We start from the raw sequence: 14,679 nt of genomic DNA on the forward strand, positions 1-14,679 counted from the left end.
CCGGAGCTGCACGACGATCACTCTACCATTGGCCTATGTCACCACGATGGGAACCGAATCCCGATATTCGCAGGGGTCGAACGGTCGTATACCACCTGCATGCGCACTTGGTCTTTGTCACGTACCGGCGCGGCGTCCTCGACGACGAGATGCTGACGAGCTGCGAAGAGGTCATGCGCAAGGTCTGCGAGGACTTCGGAGCGGAGCTGAAGGAGTTCAACGGCGAGGCAGACCACGTCCACCTGCTCGTGCACTACCCGCCGAAGGTCGCACTCGCCAGCCTGGTCAACAGCCTCAAGGGCGTCTCCTCCCGCCGCCTGCGCGCGGAGTTCACCGGCCGGGTCAACCAGGCGATCACGCACGGCCGGTTCTGGTCGCCCTCATATTTCGCCGGCTCGTGCGGCGGTGCGCCGCTCCAAATGGTCAAGGACTACATCGCGCAGCAGAAGCGCCCGGACTGAGCGCGGCCAAGCGTGGGCCCGGGTAGACCGTGCGGACCCGCGCCCACGGTTGAGGTCAGAGCAGTTCTGAGATGCGATTCACCCCCGGCCTGAAGGCCGGGGCGCTCTCGCAAGATCAGCGGTAGGGGCCGCCACGGCCCGCCCGTCCGCCCGGGCGCGGACGGTGCGGGCGCGCCGTTGACCTTGACGACCCTCCGGGCCGGGCAGGACAGCGTGCGGTCAGCGGGCTGCAGGGTCCCGGGAAGGCCCCTTGGGGACGGGGTCTGACGGTAGATCAACAGCCGATCGGGCGCGTGAAAGGCTCCCTGGCGTGGACCGACTCCGTCACGCCGACAGCCTTCTGCTCGGAACAGAGCCGTGACGTGTCAGCCGTTCCAACGGGAGTTGAGCCGGGCGGCCTGTCGGGTGAGGTGGTCGCGCTCGGCGAGGTTGGGTGCCTTTCGGGCCGCCTCCGCGTACAGCGTCGCCGCTGTCGCCAGGTCCCCGTCACGCTCGTGGAGGTACGCGGCAACCGCGGCGTACCGGGGCAGCGAGTCGTCCAGCGCCGCGAGCGCCGCCAGGCCGGCGCGCGCCCCGTCGGCTTCTCCGACGGCGACCGCGCGGTTGAGCCGGACGACCGGGCTGTTGGTCAGTCGTGCCAGCTCGTCGTACCACTCGATGATCTGCACCCAGTCGGTCTCCTCGGCGGTGGGCGCGTCGGCGTGGAGCGCGGCTATCGCGGCCTGTGCCTGGAACTCGCCCAGCCGGTCGTGGGCGAGAGCCGCTTGCAGGATCTCGACGCCCTCGGCGATCGCCCGGGTGTCCCAACGGCCGCGGTCCTGCTCGGCGAGCGGTACCAGGCTGCCGTCCGACGCCATCCGGGCGGCCCTCCGGGCGTGGTGGAGCAGCATGAGGGCGAGCAGTCCTGCCACCTCGGGGTGGTCGATCGCAGCCGCGAGCCGGCGGGTGAGGCGGATGGCCTCGGCGGCGAGGTCGACGTCGCCGGAGTAGCCCTCGTTGAAGACCAGGTAGAGGACGCGCAGCACGGTGGCGACGTCACCCGGCCGGTCGAGCCGCACGCCGGAGACGGTGCGCTTGGCCCGGCTGATGCGCTGCGCCATGGTCGCCTCGGGCACCAAGTAGGCCTGGGCGATCTGGCGGGTGGTCAGCCCGCCCACGGCGCGCAGCGTGAGGGCGACCGCGGACGATGGCGTCAGCGTCGGGTGGGCGCACAGGAAGTACAGCTGGAGTGTGTCGTCCGCCGAAGGCGCGGGCCCGGGGGCCGGTTCCTGGCTGAGGAGGTCCTCGCGTCGGCGGCGGGCGGTGTCCGACCGCGTCGCGTCCAGGAACCGGCGCCAGGCCACGGTGACCAGCCAGCCCTTCGGGTCCCTGGGCGGGTCGGCAGGCCAGACGCGGACCGCCTCGACCAGGGCGTCCTGCACGGCGTCCTCGGCCGCCGCGAAGTCTGCTCCGCGGCGGACGAGGATGGCGAGGACCGCGGGTGTGAGGCTGCGGAGCTGGGCCTCGTTCATGGGAGCGGTCATTCGGTGATGGTGGGCGGGGCGGTGAGGAAGGGGCGGACCTCGAGCCATTCGTGGATGGGCTTGCCGCCGGCGCCTGGGGCGGCGGAGAGTTCGCCGGCGAGTTCGAGGGCGCGGTCGTAGGTGTCGACGTCGATGATCATCCAGCCGGCGATGAGGTCCTTGGTCTCGGCGAACGGGCCGTCGGTGACGGGTGGCCGCCCTTCGCCGTCGTAGCGGACCCAGGCGCCTTCGGGGGCGAGGGCCTGGCCGTCGACGAATTCCCCGGTCTTCTCCAGGCGGGCGGCGAAGTCCTGCATGTACTGGACGTGGTCGGAGATCTCCTGGGGCGTCCACTGGGTCATCGGTACGTCGTTCACCGCGGCCGGTGCGCCGCGGTAGTGCTTGAGCAGCAGATACTTGGCCATCGTGGTTCTCCTCGGTGCTGGTGCGGCCCATTGTGGTCGCCTTCACCACGGGGACGGAGCCAGCCGCGGGTTCTCGACATCACCGCCCCAAGATTTTTCGAGGCCGCGTCGATGAGCCGGTACGCCGGAGTGGGCTTTGGCGTGCTCCCTGGCCTGAAGTCCAGGGAGCACGCCAACGGGGCCGACCTTCGGTCCCAGTGGTGGACAGCGGCGAAGTCTTCGTAGAGCCGCGTGGTCCAGCGGTCCAAAGCCTCACGTGCGAGGTTTGGTCTCCCGGCCGGGCCCGGCGCGCGCTAGGGTCCCCGCTCGGAGCGTCCCGGCACGGACTCGTGCAAGCGTCAGAGCCGACCGAGGGGCCCCGCCACGACGACCGTCAGAACTCAAGGACGCCGTGGCGGGGCCTCGGCCCTGGGCGTTCCGGACGGGCGGCCGGCTGTGTCTTTCGCTCCCGTCCGGCGGATTCCCCCAGCGCGTCTGGCCTCACCGTGTCTCCGGCCCCGGACTCCCCCGTTGTGGGCAGTGACGCGCATCATGGGCATGGCCGGGCATGGATGCCGCGCGGCGGCCGCTGTTGTCTGTCGGTATGAACGAAACCCCCGATGTTCCCTTCCCGGCCCCGTCCCACTGGATCGGCGGCCGCGCGGTCCCCGGTTCCGGTCCTCTGATCGACGTCATCAACCCGGCCGACGACTCCGTGGTCGCCACCGTCGCCCAGGGCACTTCCGAGGACGTCGACAAGGCCGTGGACGCGGCGCTCGCCGCCTTCCCCACCTGGTCGGCGACCGCGCCCGAGGACCGCATCGCCGTGATCCGGCGCGTGGCCGAAAGGATGCAGAAGCACTCCGAGGAGATCGCCGCAACGATCACCCTGGAAATGGGCGCACCGATCACGTTCTCGCGTCAGGCGCAGGCCGGCTTCCCGGTGGCGTCGACCCTTGCCGCGATCGTGACGGCCGAGCGGTTCGAGTGGACCGAGACGGTGGAGAACTCGCTGATCATCCGCGAGCCCATCGGAGTGGTGGGCGCCATCACCCCCTGGAACTTCCCCCTCCAGCAGCTCGTGACCAAGGTCGTCCCGGCTCTGCTGGCCGGCAACACCGTGGTCCTCAAGCCGTCGGAGCTCTCGCCGCTGAGCGCCCGGATGTTCGCGGAGATCGCCTCCGAGGCCGGTCTGCCGGCCGGTGTGCTGAACGTCGTGCAGGGCACCGGTCCGGTGGTCGGCGAGGCCATCTCGCGGCACCCGAAGATCGACATGGTGTCCTTCACCGGGTCCACGGCCGCCGGCAGGCGTGTCTCGGCCGCCGCCTCCGAGACCGTCAAGCGCGTCGCACTGGAGCTCGGCGGCAAGGCCGCTCACATCATCCTTCCCAACGCCGACCTCGACTTCGCCGTCAACCGCGGACTGGCCTACGCCTGGGCCAACGGCGGTCAGGCCTGCGGCGCCTACACGCGGATGCTCGTACCCGGCCACCTGCAGGAGACCGTCGTCGAGAAGCTGCGCGCCGCCGCCGCCGCTTACACCGTCGGCGACCCCGCCGACGAGGGCACCCGTATCGGCCCGCTCGCCTCACAGGCCCAGCGCCAGCGCGTGGACGGCTACATCCGTCGCGGCATCGCCGACGGCGCCACGCTCGTCGTCGGCGGCGCCGGCCGCCCCGAGGGCTTCGAGACCGGCGCGTACGTCAAGCCCACGATCTTCGCCGATGTCGACCCCGACTCCGCCATTGCCCAGGAGGAGATCTTCGGCCCCGTCCTGGTGGTGATCCCCTACATCGACGACGACCACGCGGTCGAGATCGCCAACAACACGGTCTACGGACTCAACGGCGCCGTCACCGGCGACGAGGAGCACGCCATGGCGATCGCCCGGCGTCTTCGGGTCGGGCAGGTCGACGTGAACGGCGGGCCCCACAACTTCCAGGCGCCGTTCGGCGGTTACAAGCAGTCCGGCAACGGCCGGGAAATGGGCCGGGCCGGGCTCGAGGAGTTCCTCGAGACCAAGGCGATCACCCGCTGACCGACGCCGCCGATTGCCGCGGACGCTCACCGGAACGTCCGCGGCCCGGCGGCCGCCACCGGGGAGGGCCGGCGGCGCCGGGTTACCCTGCGCTGTGGGCGGCCCGTACCCCACGGACGATGAAGGACGGGAGGGCCACATGACGGACCGAGCCGGGCTGGCGGCGTTCCTGCGGGCACGCCGTGAAGCCCTGCAACCCGAGGACATCGGGCTGCCGCGCGGCCGGCGCAGGCGCACCGGCGGGTTGCGCCGCGAGGAGGTGGCAGCCCTGTGCGACATGTCGGTCGACTACTACAGCCGGCTGGAGCAGCCGCGCGGCCCCCACCCCTCGGAGCAGATGCTCGCCGCGATCGCCCGCGGGCTGCACCTGTCGCTCGAGGAGCACGACCACCTGTTCCGGCTCGCCGGCCACGCCCTGCCGCGCAGGGTGCGCCGCGGCGACCACCTCAACCCGGGCATGATGCGCATCCTTGACCGCTTGGAGGACACTCCGGCCCAGGTGATGAACCACCTGGGCGAGACCTTGAAACAGACCCGCCTGGCCGTCGCGCTGCTCGGCGACCAGACGGTCTACACCGGCTGGTCCCGCAGCGCGCACTACCGCTGGTTCACCGATCCGTCCTCGCGCCTGGTGCCCGAGATCGACGTTCCCGAGCAGAGCCGGCTGATGGCGGCGGACCTGTACGGCGCGTACACCCGCGACGGCGGCGACTCTCCGGTCGGCGAACTCGTCGACGCGCTCCACCAGGCCAGCCCGGAGTTCGCCGCACTGTGGCGCGAGCATCCCGTGCTGGGTCCCTCCTGCGCGGCGAAACGCTTCCAGCACCCGCAGGTCGGACTCCTGGAACTGCACTGCCAGACGCTCGTCGACCCCGACCAGTCGCAAAGGCTCCTGGTGTACACCGCGGTGCCAGGCACGGAAAGCCACACCAATCTCCAGTTGCTCTCCGTGCTCGGCCAGCGACCGCCCGGCCAGGCGGTCCTGGAGCGTCACGCCCCCGGCACCCATTGACGGCTCACCGCGATCGGGTGGGGCGGATGAGCGGCGTTCGACGCCCCTCGGACGTCGGGCCCATGCCGGCGAACCGCGTGACCAGCCTGGTCAGAGGGGGGACGGCCGTGAGAGCGCGGCGGCCGCTGTGGCACCCTGAAGCCCGCGCAACGACGAATTCGACTGGTCCGTGCCGCCATGTCCCTCTCCCTCATCGCCGTGGTGGCGGTGGTGACATCGCTGGCACTGGTGATGTCGGCGGCCACCAGGGGCGCCGACGGGGCGGGATCGGGCATCGGCCCTTCCCCTCCCCCGGATTTCGTCGACATCCACGACGTGCCCCGCAACGCACCGCCCGTTCCGGGACCGGGCGCCTCCACCGGCACCTTCACGGAGGACTGCGGCCGCAACGCGGAAGGGCACCGCAACGCGGACAACCTCGTAACCGGCCGCCTGCGCCGCCGGGCCCGTGCCCAGCAGGGCACACAGGCCCAGCAGCACGAGCACCACGGCCCGTACCACCCGGCGGCCATCGTGCCGGGTGTCGCCGCCCGTGGCCCCATTCCGAGGTGTGACCTCGGTGCCTTCCCTCATCTGTCCCACCTGTGAAAGTCGTGATGCCCGGTCCGTCCGCCGCCCGCCGGCGTCCGCGCGGGATCACCCGGCGGGCGGTGGCTCACCCTTCACACGGCACCGTCCCGGAAAGAGTTCGACGATCGGTTGAACGGTGCCCGCACCCCGGCACGTGTGGGACGTGGATGCAACGCACCGGGGGAAGCCGGGCAGGTCGAGACCGGCCGCGGCGACGCGATGGACAAGCTGCGCAGCCGTATCAACGACCTGCCCGACCTCGTCGAGGAGGGTGCGGTCATCGGGGGCAAGGTGGGCGCGACAGCGGCCCAGGGCGGCGACGTCCAGGGCGCGTTCACCGTGGAGGCCACCAACTCGGCGGGGAAACTCGCGGTGGGCCCGGTGGGCAAGGCGCATGCCAACAGCGCGTTGGGCGGCCTGGCGGACAAGATCCCGATCAAGGGCTCCGGGGGCGGCGCGTCGGCGGGAGGCGCATACCCGAGCCCGCCGGCCTCACCCGCCACCGGATCGCCCCGCCCGACAGACCCGGCCGACGTCCCGCTGCCCCCGTCGCCCACCACCTCCACCGGCTCCCACTCAGCCAACGACCCGGCCGACGTCCCACTGCCCCCCTCCCCCACATCCCCCACCAGCACCCACACAGCCAACGACCCGGCCAACGTCCCACTGCCCCCCTCCCCCACAACCCCCACCGGCGCCGGTGACGGGCCCGCACCCCAGCGGCCGGAGACCACCAGCGAGTGACAGGCCCCGTGACAGGGCACCGCCAGGTGCCGCGCGCCCGTCGCCCGCAGCACCCCACCGCACACCACACACGAAGAAGGACACCAAGCCGTGCGATTGAACGTCAGCGTCCTTGATCCGCTGGTCGATCAGGCGCCCACCACTGTCGTCGTCGACACCGAACCCGCTGTGCAGGCGGGCCGGTTCGCGGCTGAAGTGGCGCGTGCCGTCGGCCACGCGGGCGACGGCGGCGCGGGGGCACCGACCCTTTACATAGGTCCGGACCCCGTCGACGCCGAGGCCACCATCCAGTCCGCCGGGGTGCGCGACGGCATGACCCTCGGGCTCGGCACACCGCTGCCGCACGTGCCCGAGCCCGAGGGCAGGACCGAGCTGAAGGTGGTGTCGGGCCCCGGCGCGGCCATCGTGTTCCGGCTGGTACCGGGCGACTACGACGTCGGCAGTGACGGCACCTGCCGCATCAGGCTGGCCGGGGACGCGCCGCCGGTCGCGGCCCGGGTCCGGGTGCGCCTGGACGGCACGGCGGAACTGATCCCCGACGTGCTGGAGTGGGAGCCCGCGGCGGCGCCCAAGCCGTCCGCCGAACGCGAGGCGGCCCTGCCCGCCGTCGCGTACGGCATGGTCGACCTGCCCGCCCAGCAGAGCCGCTCGGCCCTCACCTTCGACCTCGACCGGGCCGGCCACCTGCACATCATCGGCTCGCCCCGCAGCGGCAGGTCGCAGGCACTGCGCACCTTGGCCGCCGCGCTCGCCCAGGCCCACGGCGCCGACGACGTCCACCTCTACGGCATCGACTGCGGCAACGGGGCGCTGAACGCGCTGACGGCACTGCCCCACTGCGGGGCCGTCGTCGACCGCAACCAGACCGAACGCCTCGGCCGCCTCCTGGACCGGCTCTCCGCGGAACTCACCTTCCGTCAGGGTGTGCTGGGATCCCGCGGCACCGCCGATCTGGCCGAACTGCGCCGCATGTCCGAGCCGGGTGAGCGGCTTGCGCACATCGTGCTCATGGTCGACCGGTTCGAGGTCTTCGACCGCGAGTACGCCGCCTTCGACAACGGCAGCTACCTGGAGCGCATGATCAGGCTGCTGCGCGACGGCGCGGGCGTCGGCATCCACGTGGTCCTCGCGGGAGACCGCGTCCTCGGCAACAGCCGCTTCGCGGGCACCACCGAGGACAAACTCGTCCTGCGGCTGAACGACAAGGCCGACTACTCCTCGGTGGGCGTCCCCACCAGGTCCGCCCCCGGCGACCCGGCCCCCGGCCGCGCCCCTGCGCACCCAGGACCTCAGCGAGGTCCAGCTCGCGGTGCTCGATCCCGACCTTTCCGGCACCGCGCAGGCTGCGGCGCTGGCGGCGCTCGGCGAGGAGATCACCCGGCGCGAGGCCGCGGTGCCGGCAGAGCGCCGCGCCGCACGCCTGGACGTCCTGCCCGAAAGGATCGGTTACGAGCAGGCGGTCGCCCTGCGCCCGCAGGCGGGGCCCATGCGCCCGCTGGTGGGGGTCGGCGGCGACACCCTGGGGGGCCTTGCCCCCGACCTGTCCGAAGTGCCCACCTTCGTCATCGCGGGGCCGCCTCGCACAGGGCGCAGCACGGCGCTGCTGAGCGCCGCCCGTTCGGTGCTCGACGCGGGGGCGGGCCTGATCGTCCTGGCGCCGCGCAGGTCGCCCCTGCGGCGGTCGTTCGAGGGACGGCCGGGCGTCGCCGCGGTCATCACCGACGCCGACGTGTCGGTGGCGGACTTCCGCCAGGTGCTGGGCAGCGTCCCCGAGGACAACGCGGTCATCGTGATCGACGACGCCGAGCTGTTCATGGCAGTTCCACGTCGATGTCCGCGGTCACCCGGGTCACCTCGGTGCCGGTGACCCGGGCGACGGTGCCCACCTCGGGGATCCGCACCGAGGTGACCGCCCTGTCCTTCGGCGCCTTCCCGCTCGCCGACGCCACCCCCATCTGCGCCGAGATCAGCGGCAGGGTCAGCTCCACACCGTCGGGCGTCGACACGGCGAAGACCATCGCGTAGGCCATGAACAGGCCCTCGTCGTACTGCGTGACGGTGCCCGCCGACAGCAGCGCCCCGTGGTTGCGGGCGGACCTGAGCAGGTCGCGCCCCTGACGGAACATGTCGTTCACCTGCGCCCGGGCCACCGGGTCGTCGATGCGGGACAGAGCCTCGGCGCGGGCGGCCGCCATGGCGCCGCCGCTCATGTCGACCTCGCCCCACAGGTCGGGGACGTCCAGCAGGAAACGCTGCGCGGTGCTCACTGGCCGCCCCCCGATCCGCTGTCGAGGTTGGACACGGCGTCGTCGTCCGTCTTGGTGAAACTGTCCATGATGCTGTCCATGGCCTTCTTCAGGTCCGCGACCTGTTTGCGTAGCTGCTTCTTGCCGTCGTTCCACTTGTTCTCGAAGTTCTGGGCGGCGCCGTGTCCGGACAGCTCGGGGCCGAAGGCCTTCTCGAAGTCGAACGTGTGATGCCCGATGTCGATGTTGTCCTCCACGAACCCGAGGGCCTTGCGCGCCGCGTCCAGCTCGTCTCCGGGAATGAAAATGTCTCCGGACACCTGACTCCCCACATGGTTGACGGTCGTTGCGAACGGTTTCCATGACGCACACGTGGGGGGTCCGCCGTTCGTTCAGCCCGGGGCGGTTCCGCCGTGTCCGCCGGCGTGATCGAGCTCACTTCCCGATCTGCGTGAACGATTCCGGATCTGCTGTCGTGTGGAGGATGTGACTCTCCTCCCCATCTCGCAGCGGACGGCCTCTTCCGTCCGGCGGCACGGCGGTGCCGCCCTGGTCGCCGCCCTCGTCCTGTGCGGTGCCGTCGGGCTGACGGCCTGCGGCAAGACCTTCTCGGTGAGCGACAGCCCCCGCAGCGCCCCGTCGGACGGCGTGCCCGCCCCCGCGGCCTCCGCGCCCGCGCAGGCCCCGAGCCGGCCTTCGAGCAACGCCACATAGCAGGTCGTGGACAGCACCGCCGCCCAGGCGGGCAGGACGGGCACCGGCGGCACCGTGATCGGGGCCGCGGTCCAGGAGCAACCGCCGCAGTGGGTCCAGCTCTCCGCGGTGACCTCCGCGCCGCTCACCTCACCCCACCTGATCAACATCAACCAGGCGGCGCTGTACCGCTTCGACAACGACACCCCTGGTTCGGGCCAGTCCGCCTGCAACGGCCGGTGCGCGCAGCAGTGGCCGCCGGTGACCATCAAGGAAGGCGGCAATGTCTACCTCGCGGGTGTGGACCAGAAGCAGGTCGGCGCGATCCGGCGGCAGGACGGCACGGTCCAGATCACGGTGGGCGGTATGCCGCTGTACCGCTTCGCGGGCGACTCCAAGCCGGGAGACCTGAACGGTCAGGGCGTACAGGGCACGTGGTTCGCGGCCGGTCCGGCGGGCGAGAAGGCCCTGCAGTGAGTGTGCCGGTGACGAGCGGCGCGCGGGCGTCCCGCCGTGGCCTGGACGGCCGTCACAGCAACGGCGATCACCCGGCTGCCACATCGCGGCGTGGGTCGAGGCCGAACCGGCGCGGGATGCGCCGGGCCGCCACGTCCACCGTGAGCCGTGCCGTCTCATGGCCGTCCTGCGCCGCCATCCGGTCGGCCGAGGGGTGAGGACCACCCGGCGCTGCGGGCGGTCCGGAGGCGGACCTCAGCCGGTGCGCGTCCTGGACCCGCAGTTCGGTTGAGGTCGCCCTATTCGGCGCGGCGCGCTTTGTGCCGGTCGACGTCGAAGCGCGCCCGGGTGGGCAGTTCGGTCAACCCGGTGCACTCGCGTGCGTGCGCCACAGGGCCGCGACACAGCGCCTGCAGGGCTGGGGCGGGTGTGGCGTGATCCGTCAGCGTGACAGCGACGTCGAGCCGCGGGTGCGCCGGGCGTCCGGTCATATGGGCGCCCGCCCGCGCGACGCCCGGCAGAGCGCCTGCTTCGGCCGCGACGGCTTCACCGAGTGCGCTGCCCCGCAGTTCGACACCATCGGGCGGAGGCGTTCCGCCCAGGTGCACCGAGCCGGCACGATGGCGACGGAACTGAGCGAGCAGCCACAGGAGAGCCAGGACGGTCGCCAGGGTGAGGGCGGCGATGACGGCGGGCCACCACCACCAGCCCTGGTCGCTCCAGCGGGTCCGGTCGGCGTTGCTGAGCAGGACGTCGTCGGACGTGGTCAGCGGCCAGCCGGCGGGCAAAGCCACGTGGAGCCGGCGGTAGACGTCAAGGCCGGCGGTGAGGATCAGCAGCCCGCCACCCAGCAGCACCAGGCCGCTGATGGCCAGGAGGAGGCGGTTGAGTGTGGATCGGCCGTTCATGGCGCACTCCCGGGGCGTCAACGGGTGTGGTGTCGCAGGCGGATCGCCAGCCGTGGGGCGTGTGCCAGGGCGAGCTGGCGGCACTGGTCCCGCAGAGCCTGGGTGAGGTCCTCGCGGACGGTCTCCGGGTCGCGGAAGCGGACCTCCGCCCAGGCGATGATGCGGCGGCGTCCGACCCGGACCTTGGCTCGGGCTATGCCGGGGACCCGCATCGCGGCATCGCGTAGCACCAGTTCGGCTCCCCGGCGGTCCAGCCAGGCCTGCAGTCCGGAACAGCCGTCGGGGGCCCGTAGCGGCAGCATTCGACGCAGGCCTGGGGTGAGTGCGAGGAAGAGCAGCCACAGACCGAGGAGGACGGCGACGGCGGCGCCGAGCAGCATCCACAGGTCGTCGATCGGGCGGCTGGCCAACTCGTCGGCGAGACCGGTGCGCCACGCCCCGGCGGGCTGCCCGGCGCGCACTGCGATCACGTCGTACAGCGTCACCCCGAAGGCGCAGGCTGCCACCAGAGCCAGCACGGTGGCCGGGATGCGGCGTGCCGACCACAGGCGAGGTGATTTCACCCCTCGGCTGTCGCGCGCCGGCGACCTCGCCGCGGGAGCACGGATGCCGGGTCGGCCCGAGTCCGCGTCTTGTTCGGTCGTGGGCCGCGGTGCATGGCGACCGGGCGGTGCGGTGCGGGAGGGGAGAGTCATGGGGGGTTCCTTGATCGGTGCGTGACGATCGGCTGGTTGCGTGCGGCGATGAGGCGGCTGGGGTCACTGAACGCGCCCGGGGCCGCCGAAAGTGGCCAGGCGCCGGATGGTCAGCGTGACGTCGCGGACGTCCAGCCCCGTCAGTCGGGCCACCCCTTCGGCGACCTCGTGCTGCAGCCGCCGGCAGGTGACAGCGATGTCAGCGGGGTAGGGGAGGTCCACCGTCAACGCCAGTTGTGCCGTCTCGCCGTACGTGGTCGCGCGGGCACTGGGTGCGGACAGATCCGCGCCCGCCCGTCGGGGGCCGATGAGCCGGTGGAGCGTTTCGCTTGTGACGCGAGTGGCGATGCGGGCTACGACCCGGTCGGGTATCGCCGTCGCGCCACGCACGGCAGGCGGCGGGAGGCTCTGGCCGTCGTCCGTAGACCCTTCACGCGGGCGCTCGGGTGATTCGGCGGGACCAGCGGTGCTGCTCACGGTGACCGCCGTCCGGCCACGTCCCGCCGCCGGGTGAAGACATCGGCATCGCCCTGCAGGACGAGGCCTGCGGCCAAACCGATCGCGCCCAAGGCCGCCACCAGGAGGAAAGCCCAGAAGCCGCCGAAGTAGCCGGCGAATCCCAGTGCCATGCCGGCCGCCAGCCCTACTGTTGCTGCATTCATTCTCCCTCACCTGTCCTACGCTGACGTTCGCCATCGCTTCAGGGCGTGTGCTTCGTTCCCGGCCGGGGCGGCCGGGAAGGCAGACGTCACGTGTCGCCGGACGTCATCGGACGCGGCCTTCGGCCGGTTCGCCCTCGGCTTCCTCGTCGGGCAGCTTCACGTCGTCGACGACGAGGTTCACCTCGACGACCTGCAGTCCGGTCATGCGCTCCACGGCGGAGATGACGTTGACACGGACCTCACCGGCCACCTCGACGATGGGGTATCCGTACTCGACGACGACATCGAGGTCCAGTGCGGCCTGGCTCTCGCCGACCTCCACGCTGACGCCCTGGGTGATGCTGGTGCTCCCGGCTCCGGGGACGCGTTCGCGCATGGCGCCGATCGCGCGGGCCATGCCCGCACCGAGCTTGTGGATACCGGGCACCTCGCGGGCAGCGGTTCCCGCGATCTTCGCGACCACGTTGTCGGCGATGGTGGTCTTGCCCCGCGTTTCGGGGGACGCGTCGGTGCCGGTGGGTCCCTTGAGCTTGCTACCGGTCCTGGGGGAGCCGTCCTGCCCATTGGTGGGACGGCGATCGGTGGTCTCCGTCATGGCTATCGCCTCGATCAATCGCTGCGGACACCGGTGCGGCGCCTGTCAACAGATTGGACACACCCCAAAGGCAAAACGTCACACATCAGGAGAACCGACATCAAGCATCAAAAGTCGGGCACGTGTAACACCGCAGGGAGGAGGTGCGGTCATGAGGCACGGCGGCCCCGGCGCTCCCTCGAGCCAAGCAGCAGCCGGCTCCGGCCCCTCCGTGCAGCCGCTCGCCCAGGCCAGGGCCGACACCTTGCAGTACGCACCGGACGATCTTCTGGCGACGCGCGCCGGGGAAGGCGATGACGAGGCCTTCGCGATCCTGGTGCAGCGCCACAGCCGGCCCTTGCTCGCCTTGGCATTCCACACCCTGGGCAACGCCCAGGACGCCGAGGACGCCGTCCAGGACGCATTCGTCAGCGCCTGGAGACGCCTGCCCGAGTTCCGCCACGCCTCGGCGTTCAGTACCTGGATGTACCGCATCACCGTCAACCGCTGCTTGAACGCCCTGCGCCGCCGCCCGGTCCCGGTACCGTTGAACTCGGTGGCCGAACCCGCCGCCCCCGGCGTGCGCAATTCACCCGCGCGGGCCGCGGAACAAGACGCCCTCACCGACGCGCTGGTGAACGCTCTTGCCGCGCTGGAACCGAGGCAGCGGATCTGCTGGATCATGCGGGAACTCCATGGCCTGTCCTATGCGCAGATCGCCCACGCGACCGGCACCTCCCAGCAGACGGTCCGCGGGCGGCTGTATCGATCTCGGACAGCCCTGAAGGAGGCGCTGGGCCCATGGCAGTAGACGACCAGCCTCCCCCGCCGCCGCAAGAGCCGGCAGAGAACTCGGCTCTCGACGAGGTCCGGCTGCGCACCGGTGACGAGGTGCTCACGTGTGGGCGAACCCTCCGCCACGCCTGGGAGCAGGCCAGGGACACCAGCCACCCCGCCGATCCCCACATCGCCGGCTGCCCTTACTGCCGCGACGCGATCGAAGGGCTCGCGGCATTGGACCAGGCGACCAGAGCGCTACGAGACCAGGAACCACCCAGCACTCACAGACTCGTCTCCCGCATCATGGACATCGTTCGTGACGAAGTGCGACGAGGACCCCTGCTTCGCCTCGACGACCCCACACGCACTCTGCAGATCGCGGAGCAGACCGCCGCCGCCGCTCTGCGGCGCGCAGCAGATCAGGTTCCCGGCGTCACCACAGCCAGTTGCCACCTCGCCCCTGCCGAACCAGGAGAAGGCGTGCACGCGAACATGACCATAGCCGCCGGTTTGAACCGCCCTCTTCCGGAGACGGCCGAACACGTACGCCGTGCGGTAGCAGAAGCCGCCGACCACGAACTGGGGCTGGTGCTGGCATCCATCGACATCAAGGTGATCGAGGTTGCCCCCACGCCCGAAACGCCGTACTTCCCGGGCCCCGCCCACCATGCATCGGACGAGAACCCATGACCGCCTGCAGCCCTGCACGCATTCGCCACGCCACCGCTGAGGCCGCACTGGCCGTCAACGGCGTCCTCGCCCTACAGCCCAGCCTCGCGAGCCGTCTCGCCCATGCCGCCTCACGCGCGATCCCGGGAACCACGGACGACGGCATCACCTCACCCTCGTCAGGGGTCCTCGTCCACCATGACCCGGACCACTCCGTCTGGCAGGTGGAGATACGTTGCGTTCTCGCCAAGGGGCACCGAGCCGT

Annotated in this window: 19 protein-coding genes and 1 pseudogene; 11 read left to right on the forward strand and 9 right to left on the reverse strand. The window is 71.4% G+C overall.

Annotation, left to right across the window (positions count from 1 at the left end):
- Positions 1 to 35: 35 nt before the first annotated feature.
- The gene (gene tnpA, locus AC3ET4_RS21855; RefSeq protein WP_431951949.1) at positions 36 to 461 is read left to right on the forward strand and encodes an IS200/IS605 family transposase; all 426 of its coding nucleotides are present in this window, start codon (positions 36 to 38) and stop codon (positions 459 to 461) included.
- Between the two features lie 365 nt (positions 462 to 826).
- Here tnpA and AC3ET4_RS21860 read toward each other — a convergent pair whose 3' ends face one another.
- Positions 827 to 1,972 (reverse strand): RNA polymerase sigma factor, encoded by a 1,146-nt coding sequence (locus tag AC3ET4_RS21860; protein WP_431952029.1) that lies wholly within the window; start codon positions 1,970 to 1,972, stop codon positions 827 to 829.
- An 8-nt stretch (positions 1,973 to 1,980) separates the two neighbouring features.
- Entirely contained in the window at positions 1,981 to 2,388 is a 408-nt protein-coding gene (locus AC3ET4_RS21865) for a YciI family protein (RefSeq protein ID WP_431951951.1), read from the reverse strand.
- 583 nt (positions 2,389 to 2,971) lie between these two features.
- On the opposite strand from AC3ET4_RS21865, the gene AC3ET4_RS21870 reads away from it, so the two are divergent.
- The 6 genes and pseudogenes from AC3ET4_RS21870 (at position 2,972) to AC3ET4_RS21895 (ending at position 8,598) form a co-directional block, all read left to right on the forward strand.
- Complete coding sequence (locus AC3ET4_RS21870; protein ID WP_431951953.1) at positions 2,972 to 4,405, forward strand: aldehyde dehydrogenase family protein; 1,434 nt, start codon at positions 2,972 to 2,974, stop codon at positions 4,403 to 4,405.
- Between the two features lie 139 nt (positions 4,406 to 4,544).
- Positions 4,545 to 5,417, forward strand: a complete 873-nt coding sequence (locus tag AC3ET4_RS21875; protein ID WP_431951955.1) for a helix-turn-helix transcriptional regulator — start codon at positions 4,545 to 4,547, stop codon at positions 5,415 to 5,417.
- A 177-nt stretch (positions 5,418 to 5,594) separates the two neighbouring features.
- Complete coding sequence (locus AC3ET4_RS21880) at positions 5,595 to 6,005, forward strand: hypothetical protein (protein ID WP_431951957.1); 411 nt, start codon at positions 5,595 to 5,597, stop codon at positions 6,003 to 6,005.
- Between the two features lie 138 nt (positions 6,006 to 6,143).
- On the forward strand, positions 6,144 to 6,731 hold the full coding sequence (locus tag AC3ET4_RS21885) for a hypothetical protein (protein WP_431951959.1): 588 nt from the start codon (positions 6,144 to 6,146) through the stop codon (positions 6,729 to 6,731).
- 618 nt (positions 6,732 to 7,349) lie between these two features.
- A pseudogene (locus tag AC3ET4_RS21890) lies at positions 7,350 to 7,799 on the forward strand (FtsK/SpoIIIE domain-containing protein); the annotation flags it as partial.
- A gap of 241 nt (positions 7,800 to 8,040) precedes the next feature.
- Positions 8,041 to 8,598, forward strand: coding sequence for a hypothetical protein (locus AC3ET4_RS21895; protein ID WP_431952035.1), 558 nt, complete (start codon positions 8,041 to 8,043; stop codon positions 8,596 to 8,598).
- Here AC3ET4_RS21895 and AC3ET4_RS21900 read toward each other — a convergent pair.
- Together AC3ET4_RS21900 and AC3ET4_RS21905 are read right to left on the reverse strand one after the other, a co-directional pair.
- Positions 8,543 to 8,998 carry a hypothetical protein gene (locus AC3ET4_RS21900; RefSeq protein WP_431951961.1) on the reverse strand — a complete coding sequence of 152 codons (456 nt, stop codon included), beginning with the start codon at positions 8,996 to 8,998 and terminating at the stop codon, positions 8,543 to 8,545. The genes AC3ET4_RS21895 and AC3ET4_RS21900 overlap by 56 nt on opposite strands.
- Positions 8,995 to 9,297, reverse strand: coding sequence for a hypothetical protein (locus AC3ET4_RS21905; protein WP_431951963.1), 303 nt, complete (start codon positions 9,295 to 9,297; stop codon positions 8,995 to 8,997). The genes AC3ET4_RS21900 and AC3ET4_RS21905 overlap by 4 nt, the downstream gene beginning before the upstream one ends.
- Positions 9,298 to 9,463: 166 nt before the next feature.
- On the opposite strand from AC3ET4_RS21905, the gene AC3ET4_RS21910 reads away from it, so the two are divergent.
- Positions 9,464 to 9,691, forward strand: coding sequence for a hypothetical protein (locus AC3ET4_RS21910; protein WP_431951965.1), 228 nt, complete (start codon positions 9,464 to 9,466; stop codon positions 9,689 to 9,691).
- Positions 9,692 to 9,697: 6 nt separating this feature from the next.
- Positions 9,698 to 10,147, forward strand: a complete 450-nt coding sequence (locus tag AC3ET4_RS21915) for a COG4315 family predicted lipoprotein (RefSeq protein ID WP_431951967.1) — start codon at positions 9,698 to 9,700, stop codon at positions 10,145 to 10,147.
- 278 nt (positions 10,148 to 10,425) lie between these two features.
- Here the strand turns inward: AC3ET4_RS21915 and AC3ET4_RS21920 are convergent, their stop codons facing one another.
- The 5 genes from AC3ET4_RS21920 to AC3ET4_RS21940 form a co-directional block, all read right to left on the reverse strand.
- Positions 10,426 to 11,034 (reverse strand): alkaline shock response membrane anchor protein AmaP, encoded by a 609-nt coding sequence (locus tag AC3ET4_RS21920; protein ID WP_431951969.1) that lies wholly within the window; start codon positions 11,032 to 11,034, stop codon positions 10,426 to 10,428.
- A 17-nt stretch (positions 11,035 to 11,051) separates the two neighbouring features.
- On the reverse strand, positions 11,052 to 11,597 hold the full coding sequence (locus AC3ET4_RS21925; RefSeq protein ID WP_431951971.1) for a DUF6286 domain-containing protein: 546 nt from the start codon (positions 11,595 to 11,597) through the stop codon (positions 11,052 to 11,054).
- A 195-nt stretch (positions 11,598 to 11,792) separates the two neighbouring features.
- Entirely contained in the window at positions 11,793 to 12,206 is a 414-nt protein-coding gene (locus AC3ET4_RS21930; RefSeq protein WP_488175951.1) for an Asp23/Gls24 family envelope stress response protein, read from the reverse strand.
- Positions 12,203 to 12,391: a hypothetical protein gene (locus AC3ET4_RS21935; RefSeq protein WP_431951975.1), complete on the reverse strand. Its 189-nt coding sequence runs from the start codon at positions 12,389 to 12,391 to the stop codon at positions 12,203 to 12,205. Before AC3ET4_RS21935 ends, AC3ET4_RS21930 begins: the two co-directional genes overlap by 4 nt.
- Positions 12,392 to 12,494: 103 nt before the next feature.
- A complete protein-coding gene (locus AC3ET4_RS21940; protein WP_431951977.1) occupies positions 12,495 to 12,986 on the reverse strand; it encodes an Asp23/Gls24 family envelope stress response protein in 492 nt (163 codons plus the stop codon).
- 211 nt (positions 12,987 to 13,197) lie between these two features.
- On the opposite strand from AC3ET4_RS21940, the gene AC3ET4_RS21945 reads away from it, so the two are divergent.
- Both AC3ET4_RS21945 and AC3ET4_RS21950 read left to right on the forward strand, forming a co-directional pair.
- A complete protein-coding gene (locus AC3ET4_RS21945; protein ID WP_431951979.1) occupies positions 13,198 to 13,776 on the forward strand; it encodes an RNA polymerase sigma factor in 579 nt (192 codons plus the stop codon).
- Complete coding sequence (locus tag AC3ET4_RS21950; RefSeq protein WP_431951981.1) at positions 13,767 to 14,435, forward strand: Asp23/Gls24 family envelope stress response protein; 669 nt, start codon at positions 13,767 to 13,769, stop codon at positions 14,433 to 14,435. Before AC3ET4_RS21945 ends, AC3ET4_RS21950 begins: the two co-directional genes overlap by 10 nt.
- Positions 14,436 to 14,679 lie beyond the last annotated feature (244 nt).

Source organism: Actinacidiphila sp. bgisy167 (assembly GCF_057707665.1).

Excerpts from the sequence above, each read along its gene's own strand:
- AC3ET4_RS21950 (WP_431951981.1), top strand. The coding sequence starts at position 13,767 with ATGGCAGTAGACGACCAGCCTCCCCCGCCGCCGCAAGAGCCGGCAGAG.
- AC3ET4_RS21940 (WP_431951977.1), bottom strand. The coding sequence starts at position 12,986 with ATGACGGAGACCACCGATCGCCGTCCCACCAATGGGCAGGACGGCTCC.
- AC3ET4_RS21865 (WP_431951951.1), bottom strand. The coding sequence starts at position 2,388 with ATGGCCAAGTATCTGCTGCTCAAGCACTACCGCGGCGCACCGGCCGCG.
- AC3ET4_RS21920 (WP_431951969.1), bottom strand. The coding sequence starts at position 11,034 with ATGAACGGCCGATCCACACTCAACCGCCTCCTCCTGGCCATCAGCGGC.
- AC3ET4_RS21860 (WP_431952029.1), bottom strand. The coding sequence starts at position 1,972 with ATGAACGAGGCCCAGCTCCGCAGCCTCACACCCGCGGTCCTCGCCATC.
- AC3ET4_RS21880 (WP_431951957.1), top strand. The coding sequence starts at position 5,595 with ATGTCCCTCTCCCTCATCGCCGTGGTGGCGGTGGTGACATCGCTGGCA.
- AC3ET4_RS21875 (WP_431951955.1), top strand. The coding sequence starts at position 4,545 with ATGACGGACCGAGCCGGGCTGGCGGCGTTCCTGCGGGCACGCCGTGAA.
- tnpA (WP_431951949.1), top strand. The coding sequence starts at position 36 with ATGTCACCACGATGGGAACCGAATCCCGATATTCGCAGGGGTCGAACG.
- AC3ET4_RS21935 (WP_431951975.1), bottom strand. The coding sequence starts at position 12,391 with ATGAATGCAGCAACAGTAGGGCTGGCGGCCGGCATGGCACTGGGATTC.
- AC3ET4_RS21870 (WP_431951953.1), top strand. The coding sequence starts at position 2,972 with ATGAACGAAACCCCCGATGTTCCCTTCCCGGCCCCGTCCCACTGGATC.